We start from the raw sequence: 14272 nt of genomic DNA, 5'->3' as shown, positions 1-14272 counted from the left end.
CAAGGGAGACCTGCATGGCATCGGTCGGCTTCCTCTATCCCGGATACTCCGCGGAGGACGACTACCCCCGGATCGAAACGCTCCTGGGCGGCACGGTCCGCCTGCCGCTGGTCCATACCGACATCGGCGAGGACGCCCACCGCGTCGACGCGCTGCTGGAGATGGGCTCCGCCGCGCGGCTGGCGGCCGGCGTCGACGAGCTCAAGGAGCGCGGCGCAGAGGCCGTCGTCTGGTCCTGTACCAGCGCCAGCTTCGTCTTCGGCTGGGAAGGCGCCCACGAACAGGTCCGGGAGCTGTCCGCCACCGCCGGCCTGCCCGCGTCCAGTACGTCCTTCGCCTTCGCCCATGCCGTCCAGGCGCTCGGGGCACGGCGGGTCGCGATCGCGGCCACCTACCCCGACGATGTCGCCGAGCACTTCCACGCGTTCTTGAAGTCCGCCGGGACGGAGGTCGTCTCGACCCGCGCCAGCGGCATCATCACCGCCGCCGAGGTCGGCACCTGGGGCCGCGCGGAGGTGCTGGCGCTGGCCCGCGCCGGCGACCATCCCGATGCCGAGGTGGTGCTGCTGCCCGACACCGCGCTGCACACCGCCGACCATCTGCCGGCCCTCGAAGCGGAGCTGCGCAAGCCGGTGCTCACCGCGAACCAGGTGACGGTCTGGGAGGGGCTGCGGCTGCTCGACCGCACGCTCTCCTGCCCGGTGCTCGGCACCCTCTTCTCCCGGACCTCGCACGTCTGACCCCTGGCGGGGGCCGGACGCTGCGGCCCGGCCCCCGCCCGGGAGGCGGTCCTTCGCCCGGCAAGCGGTCCTCCGCACGGGATCTGACCCGGGAATAAGTGGAGATACTCTCCGGTTGTCCTCCCGGCAGACCAGCGACGCGAGGAGGACCGCACCGTGAGCGGTGAAGCGGACGAGATCCGGGGCAGCAGCGAGACGATCGACGACGGCGGCGACGGGATACGGGGCGCCGCCCTGGGCAGCGCCCCGGTCCCGCTGTCGGTGCTCGACCTGGTGACGGTCGGCGCCGGCCACACCGCGTCCGGTGCGGTGCGCACCGCCGTCGAGCTGGCCCGTACGGCCGAACGCCGCGGCTTCCACCGCTACTGGGTCGCCGAGCACCACTCCATGCCCGGCGTCGCGTCCTCCTCGCCCGCGGTGCTGCTCGCCCATCTCGCCGCCCACACCGCACGCATCCGGCTCGGGTCGGGCGGCGTCATGCTGCCCAACCACGCCCCGCTGGTCATCGCCGAGCAGTTCGGCACCCTGGAGGCGATGGCTCCCGGCCGCATCGACCTGGGTCTGGGCCGGGCACCGGGCACGGACGGCGCCACTGCCGCCGCGCTCCGCAGGGGCCGCCACCACGAGGGTGCACTGGGGTCTCCCCTGCTGGAGCGAAGCCGAGAGCCTGGGGACGAATTCCCCCAGCAGCTGGCCGAGTTGACCCGCTTCCTCGACGACTCCTTCCCCGACGGCCATCCGTACGCCGGGATCCACGCGGTCCCCGGCCCGGTCCAGGCCACCTCACCCGGCGGGGTCCGGTCCGCCCACCGGCCGCCCGTGTGGCTGCTCGGCTCGTCCGGTTTCAGCGCCCGGCTGGCCGGCTCGCTCGGCCTGCCGTTCGCCTTCGCGCACCACTTCTCCGCCGCCCACACCCTCCCCGCGCTGGACCTCTACCGCGCCTCCTTCCGCCCCTCCGAGACGCTCGCGGAGCCGTACGCCCTGATCGGGGTCGCGGCGCTGGCCGCCGAGGAGGAGCGCGAGGCCCGCCGCCAGGTCATGACCGGCGCGCTGTCCATGGTCCGGCTGCGCACCGGCCGCCCCGGACTGGTCCCCACCCCGGAGGAGGCCGAGGCGTACCCCTTCCAGGAGGCGGAACGCCACTTCGTCGACAGCTGGCTCGGCAACGTCGTCCACGGCACCCCGGACGCGGTCCGCCAGGGCCTGGACGACCTCGCCAAGCGCACCGGCGCCGACGAGCTGATGATCACCGCCAACGCCCACGGCAGCGCGGCCCGGCTGCGCTCGTACGAGCTGATCGCGGACGTGTACGGGTTGCCGCGGGGCTAGGCCCCCGTATGGCGACCCGCGTCGAGGAGGGCCTCGACGCGGTCGGGGGCCACGGGACGGGAGTAGAGCCAGCCCTGGCCGGTGTCGCAGCCGATCCGGCGGAGCCGCTCGGCCTGCTCGGCGCTCTCCACGCACTCGGCGGTGACCGTGAGGCCGAGCCGGTGCGCCAGCGCCACCAGCGCCTCGACGATCATCTCGTCCGCGGGGTTGGGGTGCTCCTGCGAGCGGAAGCCGCGGACGAAGGAGCCGTCCAGCTTCAGTACCGACACCGGCAGGCGGCTGAGGTAGGCGAGGTTGGAGTAGCCGGTGCCGAAGTCGTCGATGGCGATCCGTACGCCCATGTCGCTCAGCGCCTGCAGGGCCTGCAGCGGCCGGCCGGCCGAGCCCATCACCGCCGACTCGGTCAGCTCCAGCTGCAGCAGATGCGGCGGCAGCCCCGTCTCGGCGAGGATCCCGGCGACATCGGCGACCAGGTCGGAGTCCCAGACCTGACGTACGGCCACATTGACGCTGACGAACAGCGGCTGGCCCGGGTGCGCCAGCTGCCAGGCGCGCGCCTGGTGACAGGCCCGCTCCAGGACCCAGCGGCCCAGCTCGACGATCGCGCCGTTCTCCTCCGCCAGCGCGATGAACCGATTCGGCGACAGCGTCCCGAACTGCGGGTGCCGCCAGCGCACCAGCGCCTCCACGCCCTGCGCCCGGCCGTCCCCCAGTCCGACCAACGGCTGGTACTCCAGGGTGAATTCGCCGCGGTCGACGGCCGGCCGCAGGGTGCTGGAGAGCGCCTGCCGGGTCATCCGGTGGGCGTTGCGCTCCGGGTCGAAGAGCGTCCAGCGGGCCTTGCCGTCCTCCTTCGCCCAGTACAGCGTGGTGTCCGCGGCCTGCATCAGACCGGTGGCGGTGGTGCCGCCGGCGGCCCGCTCCACCACGCCGATGCTCGCCGAGACCGACAGCCGCTGCCCGGCCAGGTCGAACGGGCGCTGCAGCGCGTCCAGGACGCACTGCGCGAGCTCGGCCAGCTGTTCGGTGCCGGTGGAGTCTTCCACCAAAAGAGCGAACTCGTCACCGCCGAGTCGCGCGACCAGGTGCCCGGCGCGGCCCGGCCCGCGGTCCGCGGCGCTCTCCGCACAGCGCGTCAGCCGCTGCGCCACCGCGCTCAGCAGCCGGTCGCCGACGCGGTGCCCGAGGGTGTCGTTGACGGCCTTGAAGCCGTCCAGGTCGAGGTAGCACAGCCCGATCCGGCCGGTGCCGGACGGCTCGAAGGAGGCGGATTCCAGCGCGGTGGAGAGCCGCTCGAAGAACAGCGCCCGGTTGGGCAGCCGGGTCACCGGATCGTGCATCTGCAGATGCCGCAGCCGGGCCAGCAGATCGTGCCGGTCGCTGATGTCCGCGACCGACAGCAGCATCCGCTCCTCGCCGCTGAGCGGCTCCGGGGTGAGCGGCTGGACGGTCACCTCCACCCAGACGGAGTGCCCCTCGGTGTGTTTGAGCCGGCGGGTGCAGCGCAGCCGTTCGCTGCGCCCGCACAGCACCTCGCGGTAGGCGGTCCACACCCGGGGGTCGGCGCCGAGGTCGGCGAGGTCGGCCGCGCTGGTGGCGACCAGCTCGTCCGGGTCGGTGCCGAGCAGCTCGCCGAAGGCGGGGTTGGCGGCGAGCACCAGGCCGTCGCGGTTGAGGACGGCCATCGCCAGCCGGCCCGCGTAGAAGGCCGCGCGGTAGTCGCCGAGCGAGGCCGCTCCGTCGTCGCGGCGGCCGGCGGGGGCAGGCCGGGTCTCGGCAGGTTCTTTGGTCGTGCCATTACGCTCCGTCACTGAGGGGAGCGTCGCCCCGGGCGTGCGGCCCGGGCTGTCGGGGTGTCCGCTCACTGCTCGCTCCCGCATGGCGCTTGTCTCGTGATGGAGGGGGGATCTCGCGCTGGAAAGTGTGGCGATCATAGAGGCTGGTGCAACGGCCGATCCAGCGACGCAACCGGGATCCTCCGCCCGCATGACGGAACTTCAGCCATTTCTGTCCGCCTGTGTTCACGCCGAATGCCCCGTTGGTCGTTTGTGACTTTCCGTTACGAGTCAATGAAGACGCGCCGGTCACCCGTCCGGGTCTCCAAAACGGGCCGAATAGCATTAAATCGCCCCAGGGTAGATGAGGTCTCCGAATCCGTCCCTGGAGGTATGTGTGCCGTGCGCCCGGACACCCGACGGGGGAGACCGCCGCCGTCTGCGGCGCTTCGCGGCCGTCGCCACGTCCCTGAGCGCGCTCATCGCCACCTCCATCGTGGCCGGCCCCGCCACCGCCTCCGAGGCCGTGCTCCCGTGCGCCCTGGGACGCACCGACGCGCACCACTCCGAGGGGGTCGACGGCTGGAACGGCTCCTATCCGCGCCCGGACCGCCGGCTCGACGCCGTCATGATCTACCTGTCCTTCCCGGACGCCCGGCCCGAGAGCACCCCGCAGGAGCTGTCCCACGACTACTTCCCGGCCACCTCGGGCTTCTTCGCCCGCGCCTCGTACGGCCGGTTCCGGCTGCGGCCGCACATCCACCGCTCCTGGGTGCGGATGCCGCGCCCCTCCGCCTCGTACGGGATACAGCGTGACTGGGACGCCGACCGGCGCTCGGCCTATCTGCGCGACGCGGTCGCCGCCGCCGATCCGTCCGTGGACTTCAGCCGCTACGACGTGGTCTATTTCGTCGCCGACCCGGACGCCCCCGGCGTCGACTCGGACGCCACCAAGGTCGTCAACCTCGACCAGCCGATGCACGCCGACGACCGCGACCTCCGCCGGTTCGTCACCGTCTTCGAGCAGAGCCCGCCGGACCGCAACGTCCTCGCCCACGAGACCGGGCACGTCTTCGATCTGCCGGACCTCTACCACCGGCCCGAGGGCGGCAAGGGCGACTGGGACACCTACGTCGGCGACTGGGACCTCATGGGCAGCCAGTTCGGCCTGGCGCCCGACCCCTTCGCCTGGCACAAGTGGCGGCTCGGCTGGATCACCGACCGGCAGGTCGACTGCATCGACCTGGCCGGCCCGGCCATGCACTCGCTGCGGACGCTGTCCGCCCCCGGGGACTCCGGCGGCCGGCGCCGGCCGCGGCTCCTGGTGCTGCGTACGGGGCACGACAGCGCCCTCGTCATCGAGGCACGCGGCGCCACGGGCAACGACCGCTCGCTGTGCACCGAGGGCGTCTTGGTCTACCGCGTGCACAGCGACACCGCCTCCGGCTCGGGGCCGGTGCAGGTCCTCGACGGCCACCCCGGCACCTCGGCCTGCTGGGGCACCTCGGTCTATCCGCCGCTCGCGGACGCGCCGCTGGGCGTCGGGGAGAGCATGGACGACGCCAAAGACGGCATCCGCATCCAGGTCGCGGGCCGGACCACCGACGGGGACTGGGCGGTCAAGATCGGGCACGGCTGACGCCGGCCCGGCACGCCGCGGGAGCGCATACGACGAAGGCCCCCACCACGGTGGAGGCCTTCGGCTGTCTGTGCGCCGCCAGGGACTCGAACCCCGGACCCGCTGATTAAGAGTCAGCTGCTCTAACCAACTGAGCTAGCGGCGCCTGCTGACGGGGAAAACATTAGCATCCTGGCCGGGGAGGGCAAAAATCGGTTTGTCTCAGCCCGGCGTGAGCGCCGAAACGCGGTGCTGAGCTGCGGTGTCCCGCTCCGGCCCGGCCATCGAGCGGGCGGCGCGGACGCACGCCCACAGCAGGACGTCCGGACCCGGCAGCCAGGGGTTGCGGACATCCGGTGCCACCAGCCAGCGGGAGGCGGCCGGACCGGACGGGTCCTCGGCGGCCGCGGCGGCGACCTCGGCCGCGCCGTGGCGGGGGTGCAGCGGGGGGACGGTCACCGCGTCGCCGCTGCCGTGGCACAGCAGCGGGGGGACGGCGGCGGCCCACTCCTCCCAGACGAGCAGCGCGGGCAGCCGCTGGGCCGCGCCCGGGGTGGCGAACAGCAGGATCCGGCCGCGGTGCGCGGCCACCGGCCCCGAACCGGGGCCGGTGGACCATAAGTGGTCCACCATCCGCCGCCCGAAGAGCGCGGGGGCATTGATGACGTCGAAGGCGGTGCCGCACGGCAGCACGCTCGGGGCCGCCGGCTGGGCGGCCCACGCCGTCTGTACCGCGTCCGGGTCGGGGCCGGCGGAGGCGAGCCAGTCCGCGCCGGCGAGCGTGACATAAGCCGAGGTGGGAAAGGCCAGGGTGCGCGGGGTGTCAGGCAGCCAGTCGCTCATGGGGACAGGTCTACCCAGCCGGCGCGCCAGGTCTTCGCTGATTGCGGGAAATCAGGGCGGGGCGGGGTGGGAGCCGGTATCTTTCGCTCCCCGCATATGCCTCCGGCCCATGATCATGGACCATGAGCCGGAGGGGACGCCTGGGGCGGGCAGCACCCCCGGAGCCGGCCGGGGGCAGGGCGGGGGCGGTCAGTCCATGTCTCCGGGCAGCGAGCTGCCGCTGCGCATCAGGCTGCGCCCGAACTCGATCATTTTCTGGGCGTAGTCCTCGGTCCACTCCGCCTGCTCGGCGAGCACGGCCAGCGGCATCCGGTCGAACCGGCTGGGGTCGGCCAGCTGGGCCGCGGCCAGCGCCTGGAACTCCGTGGCGCGGTCGGCCGCGGCGCGGAAGGCGAGGGTCAGCTCCGTGGCGCGGCTGAGCAGCTCGCGCGGGTCCTCCATCGACTCCAGATCGAAGAAGTGCTCGGGATCGGCGGCGGCCTCGGGCGGCTCGAAGAGCAGCTGCGCGGGCTTCATGCGCCGTGGACCGGGTGCCGCACCACGCGGGTCGGGAGCCGGCTGCGGCTCGGACATGTACCTACCTCCAGATCGAGTGCCGCATTCCATTGTCCCGCCCCGCGCAAGTACGCCCCGCCCAGGACCGTCCGCCGGCACGTACCGGCCGGCCGCGGCGGCGGGAAACCGGGGCCCGTCCGGCCTACGGACGCCACCCCACCCGGTGTTCCGCCAGATGGGCGAGGACGGCGTGGTTGGCCTCCCAGCCGTCCGGGAACTTGACCGTGACGCCGAGGCTGACCGGTTCGGTCGAGGGGTGTTCGTCCAGCAGGTCGGCGACGCCCGCCCGGCAGACCACGATGCAGGCGTGGCGGTGGCGGGAGGCGAGCACGCACAGCCGGCCGGTCTCCAGGTGGAAGGCGGTGGCGTCGGGACGGCCGGAGAGCGGGTGCAGCACGACCGTGACGTCGAACTCGCGGCCCTGGAGGCGGTTCGCGGTGTCGACCGCGACGCCGGTCACCCCCAGCCCGGCGAGCGCGGCGCGGACGGCCGCCGCCTGGTCCCGGTGGGCCGTACCGACCGCGATCCGGCCGGCCGTCAGGGGCGCCGGGGCGGGCGCCTCCCCGGCCGCGGCAGGGGAGGCCTCGCTGGTGGTGGCGCCGCCGCGGTCGAGGAGCCGGCGTACGACGTGGGCCACCGCGCGCACCGCTTCCGGGTCCGTACGCGGGGTGTGGCGGGCGGGGAGTTCCAGCAGGCCCCAGCCGGACTCGGCGGCCTCGTCCAGCACGCGGTCCACGCCCGAGCCGTCGCCCGGCACCCCGAACGCCAGCCGGCGGTCGCCGGGGCCGGTGCCGCTGCGGAACGGGGTGTACGGATAGAACGCGCGGGAGACCAGCGGCGCGGCCGAGGCGGGCAGTCGCCAGGAGACCGGCAGCCGGTGCTGCGGCAGACCGGGGTTGTGGGCCAGGAGCGTGGACACCGCGCTCGACGACGGGTCGTACGCCAGCCCCGCCCACTGCTCCGCGCCGACCACGCTGAAGGGATCCAGCTGGCCCGGGTCGCCGACGAACAGCGCCCGTTCGAAGAGCCCGGCGACGCTCAGCAGCGCGTCGGAGCGCATCTGATAGGCCTCGTCCACGATGGCGTGCCGCCAGGGCTCGTCGACCTTGGTGTACGCCCATTTCGCGGCCGTGGAGACCACGATGTCCATCCCGGCCAACTCGGCGATCTTCGCGGACGTACGGACCGCGGGAAGCTCGGCCAGCGCCGGGTCGAAGGCCCCGGGCTCGCTGCTGTGCAGTCGGCCGACCGGCAGCCGCGGGTCCTTCTCGGCGAGCCGCAGCACGAGGTCGTCGACCTGGGAGTTGGTCTGCGCCACCACCATCAGCGGGCGTCCGGCGGCGGCGAGTTCGCGGGCCGCCCGCACCACGAGGGTGGACTTGCCGGCGCCGGGCGGGGAGTCCACGACCACCCCGCGCAGGGTGCCGTGCAGCGTGTCGTGCAGGATCCGGTCGGTCGCCGCGGCGGCCTCGGCGGCGGGGTCGAAGGGCCGGCCGGGGTCGGGACGGTGAGCCTGAGTGGCCGTCATACGGCGGTGTTCTCCAGGGCTGTCGAGGGCCGGGGACGGGTCACAGGAAGTCCTCCGTGGTCACGGGGTCGGGGGCGTCGGGCGGCGCCCCGGCGGCACCGGGCGGCGGGCCGCCGTGGGTCCAGGGGGTGTCCTCGGGGTCCGGCAGCTCGGGCCCGCCGCGCGGGGAGTGCTCGAACAGCGTCCAGCACACCGTGTCGCCCGGCTCCGGCACCGAACCGGGCTCCGGGGTCTTCCCGCGCCCCATCCCGCCCGTCAGCCGCACCACCGGCGCCGCCTCGTCGTCGCCCTCGAACGCGACGAACTCGGCGGTCTGCGTGCGGCCGTCCGCCAGCGGGCGGTGGAGCCTGACGCCCTCCGCCAGCTGCGGGCGGTCGTCCGTGCGCAAGGTGACCAGCGGGCGCGGCATCGGGCGCTTGCCCTCGGACATCGCCATCTCGACGGCGGTGACCGTGCCCTGGAACGCTTCGCCGGCCAGCCGGCGCCCCGCCATCACCAGCGGGTCGTCCAGGGCCTCCTGGGCGTCGAGCCGGGCTTGCGCGCTCTCCCGGGCCGACAACTTCTGTGCGGCGGTGACCGCGTCGTCCTGCCGGGGCTGCGGAGGCTCGCCGGCGCGTACCCGGTCCCGGTGTGCGGTGTACGACCAGCGGTCGCGCTTCCAGCGCTCGGCGACCCGCGTGCCCTCCGGCAGCGCCCGCAGCAGGTCGACGCCGTGCCACACGGCGTCCCAGGTCGGCCGCAACTGGCCCTCGATCAGGGCGCGGAGCGCCTCTTCGGCGCCCGGCAGGCCGGCGTCGTAGCGGGCCATCGCGGGCGCGAGCAGCCGGTTGTCGAACGCCGGGTCGGTGGCCGGGCCGGCCGGCGGGCAGAGCAGCTGCCCGTCCGCGTCCCGCGCGCACTCCGCGCGCTCGGCGGCCGCCCGCCCCGACATCCCCGGCGGCGGGTCGATCCACGACAGCAGCGCGCCCAGATGCTGGTCCTCCAGCGCGCTCTGGCCGGTGGCCCAGTGGCGGGTGAGCAGGTCCGTCATGGACAGCAGCAGACCGGAGCCCGGGACCCGCGCCCGCTCGCCGACATGCGTCAGCCAGCGGCCCAGCAGCGGGACGTGCGGCGGCGCGGGATACGGCGCCTCCGGCTCCTGCTCGGCCGTGCGCCGGAAGCGCATCGAGCGGCCCAGCAGCCGTACGAACTCGATTCCGGCGCCGCTGGGCACGAGCAACTGCGGTGCGTCCGCGCACAGTTCGACCTGCACCGGGACCTTCTTGCCGGTCTCCGGGTCGGTCTCCTTGCGCTCCTCCCACTCGACGGCGTCCGCGAAGCCGTCCGTGTACGGCAGCACCGCCTCGGCCAGCTCGGCGAGGAACGCGAACCGCAGCTCACGGTCGCGCGGCTGGGGCACGGCCAGCAGCGCCGGCTTCTCGCGGTCCGTGCCGACCAGGGCGCCCAGCGGGGCACCGGCCTCGCCCGCGGTCGTCAACGGGACCAGCACCAGCGGCCGCCGGGACAGATGACGGTGGCGGACCGTGCACCGCGGTTGGGCGCGGCCCGCGGCGACCGCCTCCATCCGGGCCAGCGTGTCGATCAGTGACATCCCGGCTCCTCCGCTCGCGGCCCCGGCACCACGGTCCGGGACAGTGCCTCGGCGCGCAGCGCGGCGGCCCGGCGCAGCGCGACGACGGCCGGGTCGTCCGGGCCGCCGGGCGCCACGGGCGGCTCCGGGGCACCGGGACCGGCCGCCGCCAGCACCTCCGCCACCGTGCGCAGCCCGCCCAACTCGCCCCGTACGCCGCGCCCCAGCGTCTCCACCGCGCCCTCCTCGCGGGACCGCTTGCGGCAGTGGAAGGCCAGTTCGCAGGCGGCCAGGCACTCGGGGGCGTAGGCCGCGCCGACCGCCTCGACGGCCTCGGCCAGCTCTTCGGGCGGACGGGTGGCGGTCTTCCCGTCGTCCCCGAGGCGGAGGTCGAAGGTGGTCCCCTCGGGGAGCGCGCCGGCGATGTCCTCGACGCGGGTGAGGCGGGCCAGCTGCCGCCGGGTCGTGGCCAGCTGCTTGCGGACGTCGACGGCCGCGGCGGTGGGGAGGTTGGAGAAGTCCTTCGGGCACACCAGCAGCACCCGGTCGCGGACCGTCACCTCGCGGCCCGTGTACGCACCGACATGGCCGGCGACCGGCTCCAGGGCCAGGACGTACACCGCGGCCTGCCGGGCGGCGGCGCCCACCTTGGCGGCGTCCGCGGCACCGTCGATCATGGGGAAGGACTTGATCTCGACGACCGTCCAGCTGCCGTCCGGATGCACCACCACCGCATCGGGCTCCACATAGGCGGGCGAGCCGGCCACCTCGACCGCCAGCATCGGGTGCCGGAGCAGCGCCCAGCCGCCGGCCGCGGTCGCCTCGCGCAGCGCCAGCGCCGTACGCGCCGTACGGCCCTCGGGTCCGGCCGCGGACAGATCCGGGGTGGCGACCTCGTCGGGCGCGGGCGGCGGGGTGCCGGGCGGCAGCCGCTCGTGCAGCAGCCGCAGCAGTTCCGTGCCGCCGTCGGAGGTCACCCGGGCCTCGAAGGCATGGCCGCGGACGATCGCGAACTGGGACTGGCCGTACGCCGCGGGCGAGCCCAGCGCCTGGGCCAGCGCGGCCTTGTCGATGCCCGCGCCGTCCAGCAGCGCCCGGCGCCGGCAGCCGGGGTTGGCGGCCAGCGCGGCGAGCGCGCGGGCATCGAGGGAGCGGGGGCGGACACCGGGGCCGCGCAGTTCGGTGAGCCTCCGGCGCAGGCTCGGTGTCGCCGCCGGCCGCCCCGCCACAGGGGCGGCCGACGCGGGTCGGCCGTCGCGTGAAACGTTCACCCGCGGAAGTCTCGCATCCGGCACCGACAAGCGGGGCGTCCGCCCGCCCGTGCGCGGCGGGATGGCCCTCCCCGCCGGGCCCGGCCTCCCCCGCCGCGGACAAAACGACCCGGTGCGCGATGATGGAAGGCCCGCGGTCAGCGCCGCCCGCACCGAGCAACGATCAGCCGAGAAGCCGGCGAGAGGTACGACCATGGCACCGCGCATATTCCTGGCCAGGCACGGACAGACCGAGTGGTCCCTGTCCGGCAGGCACACCGGCCGCACCGACGTCCCGCTGTTGGACGAGGGCCGGCGCGGCGCCAAGCTGCTGGGCGAGCGGCTGCACCGCGCCCCCTGGGACGGCCTGCCGGGCGTCGAGGTCCGCACCAGCCCCCTGGTGCGCGCGAAGGAGACCTGCGAGCTGGCCGGTTTCGGCGACCGGGCACAGCCGTGGGACGCCCTGATGGAGATCGACTACGGCGCGTACGAGGGCCTGACGCCGGACGAGATCAAGGCGGCCCGGCCGGACTGGCTGATCTGGCGCGACGGGGTGCCGGAGGGCGAGACGCTCGCCGCAGTCACCGCCCGGGCGGACGAGGTCATCGACTGGGCGCGGTCGGCCGACCGCGATGTGCTGGTCTTCGCGCACGGCCACATCCTGCGCGCCCTGGGCGCCCGCTGGCTGGGCCTGGACATCTCCTTCGGCGCCCGGATCCGGCTGGAGCCGACGTCCCTGTCGGTGCTCGGCTGGGCCTACGGGGAGCCCGCGATCGAGCGCTGGAACGACACCGGCCACCTCGGCTGACCGGCCACCTCGGCTGACGGCTCCCGGGCCCCGGCCCGGCGGCCGCGGCCGTCATCCGGGCGCCGCGTCCGGCGTCCCGCCACCGGACGCACCGGACGCACCGGACGCTGCCGCCGCGTCCGATGCCGCGTGCCGCGCCAGGAAGTCGTCGACCGCACCCCGGTCGCGGTGCGCCCGCAGCGTGTGGACGGTGCGGTCGAGCATCGTGCGGATACGGGCCGAGCGGACCTGCGTCAGCAGCGTCAGCACCCGGACCCCGGCCACGGCGGCCTCCTCGTACTCCCCGCTGTCCGCGAGGTCGCCCGCGAGCTCCGCGGTGAACAGGGCGATATTGCGGGTGAAGTGCGGGTTCTGCAGCGCCACCGCCCGGCGCGCGTGCTCCACCGCGCGCTCCGCGTCACCCAGCGCCGACCAGCACTGCGCCTCCAGGCCCGCCAGTTCGGCCTCGCCGTAGAACGTCATCCACTCCGGGTCGCCGTCCCGCGGCCCGCCCGCGAACAGCCGCTCCGCCCTGGCCAGCGCCTGCTCGCAGCCGGAGCGGTCCGCGAGCCCGGCCCAGCCGCCCGCCTCCCGCAGCGCCAGCAGCGACAGCAGCCGCGGTGAGGCCAGATGCTTGGCGGCCTGCTGCGCGGCCTGCGCGGCACGCACCGCCTCGCGCGGCCGGCCGGCGTCGCGGGCCAGAAAGGCCGTGTTGCAGAAGGCGTGCGCCTCCAGGCCGGCGTCGCCGCAGACCCGGGCGGTGGCCAGCGCCTCCGCGTAGTGCGAGCGGGCGTCGTCGAAGCGGCCCGAGTCGTGCGCCAACCAGCCGACGGAGATGGCGAGTTCGCCCGCGCCGGCGTGCAGCCGGTCGGACACCGAGCGGCGCTGCACATCCGCGTCCAGCAGCTCGTAGGCGGCGCGCAGCGGCTGGGCGGCGCGGCGGTAGATGCCCTCCGCGCCGTGCCGGTCGTCCAGCAGCCGGATGTGCCGGACCGCCTCCTCGACGGCGGCGGCCTCGGCGGCACCGGCCCGTCCGACCGGCGGTGTACGGGGCCCCGGCACAGGGGCGGACGCGGCGGCGGCAGCGGCCTCGATGGGATGCAGGGCGGTAATGCCCAGGGCTGCTGCCGGGCCGCCGGTGATGAACGCGCGACGCAGCACGTCGCTCTCCTCGCAGATCTGGATACGGGTATCGCGGTGGTCGGGAACGGGTGCCAGGGGCGCGGCGCCGACCGCTGCGGCACGCGCCCCCCGTCCGCGTACCGCCTCGCGCGGCGCGAACCCCATGTCGGGCAGCGTCAGCCCGGGGAACATGTGCCGGAAGACCCGCTCGTAGGCGTAGTTCGGACACCGGATTTCCCCGGACTCGACGCGCCCCACATAGCGGGCGTCACACGAGACCTGTTCGCCGATCTCACGGGCGGACCGTCGGACCGCCGCCGCGAACTCGCCTGGCGACAGCCGGCCGCGCAGCTGTCGGAAAGCGAGGTTCGGGCGGGCGGGTACGGTGCGGGACGACGCTGATCTTGCTTCTGGCGACGCCATGGCGGACCCTCTCCGTGCCCTCTCCGTGCCATCCTGCGGCGTTGCCGCCTCCTGGCGGTGCGGCGGGACGACCGTACCGGCTGTGATGGCTTCGATACGCACAGTTTGGCCGCAAATCGGATATCTCACGCGCGATCTGCCATGAACTGCCATCCTTTGCAGCGTTACGCCGCCGTAGCTGTTGACACGTCCGGACGTTGAACCCGGTGTAAAGGGCGCACCGCGTGCAGGAGGAGGGGTTCTCCGTGTGGGAGACCGGCGTGAGCAGGGGCGGCAAGGGGTCCGCGAGCCAGGCCGGCGGCCGGCGGGGGCAGGTCGTCACGGGCGGGGCACCGCCGGCACCGGAGCGGCAGTGTGACCTCGTCACGGTGCCGGCCCGGCAGGGGCTGGAAGCCGTGGACATCCTCCGGCTGCGGGACGGCGTCGGCCCGGTGCTGCACGACGGCGCCTGCGACACCCTCGGTTTTCTGGTCCCGGCGGGCACCGCCGCGGGCTGGGACGTGCCGGGCAGCGCCTGTACCCAGACCTCCGGACGGGGTATCAATCTGGCCGCGCTGTGCGGGGAGGGGACCCCGGTGGAGCCGCCGGCCACCGGTACCGGCTGGCTGGTGCCCCCGGAGGGCGCGGGTGCCGACGCCACCGACCCCGTCGTGCTGCGCGCGGCACTCGGCGAGGCCGCCCGCACGATCGAGGCCGTCGACCGCTGCCAGTAAGACCGCTGCCGGTAAGAAG

At 74.7% G+C, this 14272-nt stretch carries 12 protein-coding genes and 1 tRNA gene; 5 read left to right on the top strand and 8 right to left on the bottom strand.

Annotated features, from left to right (window positions below; translation table 11 throughout):
- The first annotated feature begins 14 nt into the window (after window positions 1–14).
- Both EST54_RS03135 and EST54_RS03130 read left to right on the top strand, forming a co-directional pair.
- Window positions 15–740: a maleate cis-trans isomerase family protein gene (locus tag EST54_RS03135; protein WP_129244734.1), complete on the top strand. Its 726-nt coding sequence runs from the start codon at window positions 15–17 to the stop codon at window positions 738–740.
- A gap of 156 nt (window positions 741–896) precedes the next feature.
- A complete protein-coding gene (locus tag EST54_RS03130) occupies window positions 897–2069 on the top strand; it encodes an LLM class flavin-dependent oxidoreductase (RefSeq protein ID WP_129244732.1) in 1173 nt (390 codons plus the stop codon).
- Here EST54_RS03130 and EST54_RS03125 read toward each other — a convergent pair.
- Window positions 2066–3880: a putative bifunctional diguanylate cyclase/phosphodiesterase gene (locus tag EST54_RS03125; protein ID WP_129244730.1), complete on the bottom strand. Its 1815-nt coding sequence runs from the start codon at window positions 3878–3880 to the stop codon at window positions 2066–2068. The two genes, EST54_RS03130 and EST54_RS03125, sit on opposite strands and share 4 nt — an antisense overlap.
- 361 nt (window positions 3881–4241) lie before the next feature.
- Between EST54_RS03125 and EST54_RS03120 the strand changes: the two genes are divergently transcribed.
- The gene (locus EST54_RS03120) at window positions 4242–5483 is read left to right on the top strand and encodes a M6 family metalloprotease domain-containing protein (protein ID WP_129244728.1); all 1242 of its coding nucleotides are present in this window, start codon (window positions 4242–4244) and stop codon (window positions 5481–5483) included.
- Between the two features lie 71 nt (window positions 5484–5554).
- Here the strand turns inward: EST54_RS03120 and EST54_RS03115 are convergent.
- The 6 genes from EST54_RS03115 to EST54_RS03090 all read right to left on the bottom strand — a co-directional run bounded on the left by EST54_RS03115 (window position 5555) and on the right by EST54_RS03090 (window position 11229).
- Window positions 5555–5628, bottom strand: a tRNA-Lys gene (locus tag EST54_RS03115).
- A 56-nt stretch (window positions 5629–5684) separates the two neighbouring features.
- On the bottom strand, window positions 5685–6305 hold the full coding sequence (locus tag EST54_RS03110; RefSeq protein ID WP_129244726.1) for a bifunctional DNA primase/polymerase: 621 nt from the start codon (window positions 6303–6305) through the stop codon (window positions 5685–5687).
- Window positions 6306–6494: 189 nt separating this feature from the next.
- A complete protein-coding gene (locus EST54_RS03105) occupies window positions 6495–6878 on the bottom strand; it encodes a hypothetical protein (RefSeq protein ID WP_174243922.1) in 384 nt (127 codons plus the stop codon).
- A 124-nt stretch (window positions 6879–7002) separates the two neighbouring features.
- A complete protein-coding gene (locus EST54_RS03100) occupies window positions 7003–8388 on the bottom strand; it encodes an AAA family ATPase (RefSeq protein ID WP_129244724.1) in 1386 nt (461 codons plus the stop codon).
- Window positions 8389–8428: 40 nt separating this feature from the next.
- Entirely contained in the window at window positions 8429–9979 is a 1551-nt protein-coding gene (locus EST54_RS03095; protein WP_129244722.1) for a hypothetical protein, read from the bottom strand.
- Window positions 9970–11229, bottom strand: a complete 1260-nt coding sequence (locus tag EST54_RS03090; RefSeq protein WP_372448098.1) for a hypothetical protein — start codon at window positions 11227–11229, stop codon at window positions 9970–9972. Before EST54_RS03090 ends, EST54_RS03095 begins: the two co-directional genes overlap by 10 nt.
- A gap of 193 nt (window positions 11230–11422) precedes the next feature.
- Between EST54_RS03090 and EST54_RS03085 the strand changes: the two genes are divergently transcribed.
- Window positions 11423–12016: a histidine phosphatase family protein gene (locus EST54_RS03085; RefSeq protein WP_129244720.1), complete on the top strand. Its 594-nt coding sequence runs from the start codon at window positions 11423–11425 to the stop codon at window positions 12014–12016.
- Between the two features lie 51 nt (window positions 12017–12067).
- Here EST54_RS03085 and EST54_RS03080 read toward each other — a convergent pair whose 3' ends face one another.
- A complete protein-coding gene (locus tag EST54_RS03080) occupies window positions 12068–13540 on the bottom strand; it encodes a tetratricopeptide repeat protein (RefSeq protein ID WP_129244718.1) in 1473 nt (490 codons plus the stop codon).
- A 245-nt stretch (window positions 13541–13785) separates the two neighbouring features.
- Between EST54_RS03080 and EST54_RS03075 the strand changes: the two genes are divergently transcribed.
- Window positions 13786–14253, top strand: a complete 468-nt coding sequence (locus tag EST54_RS03075; RefSeq protein ID WP_174857381.1) for a hypothetical protein — start codon at window positions 13786–13788, stop codon at window positions 14251–14253.
- Window positions 14254–14272 lie beyond the last annotated feature (19 nt).

The organism is Streptomyces sioyaensis, assembly GCF_004122735.1.
Lineage (GTDB): Bacteria > Actinomycetota > Actinomycetes > Streptomycetales > Streptomycetaceae > Streptomyces > Streptomyces sioyaensis.
The sequence above is the reverse complement of the archived record's forward strand: the minus strand, read 5'-3'. Positions and strand labels throughout refer to the sequence as shown.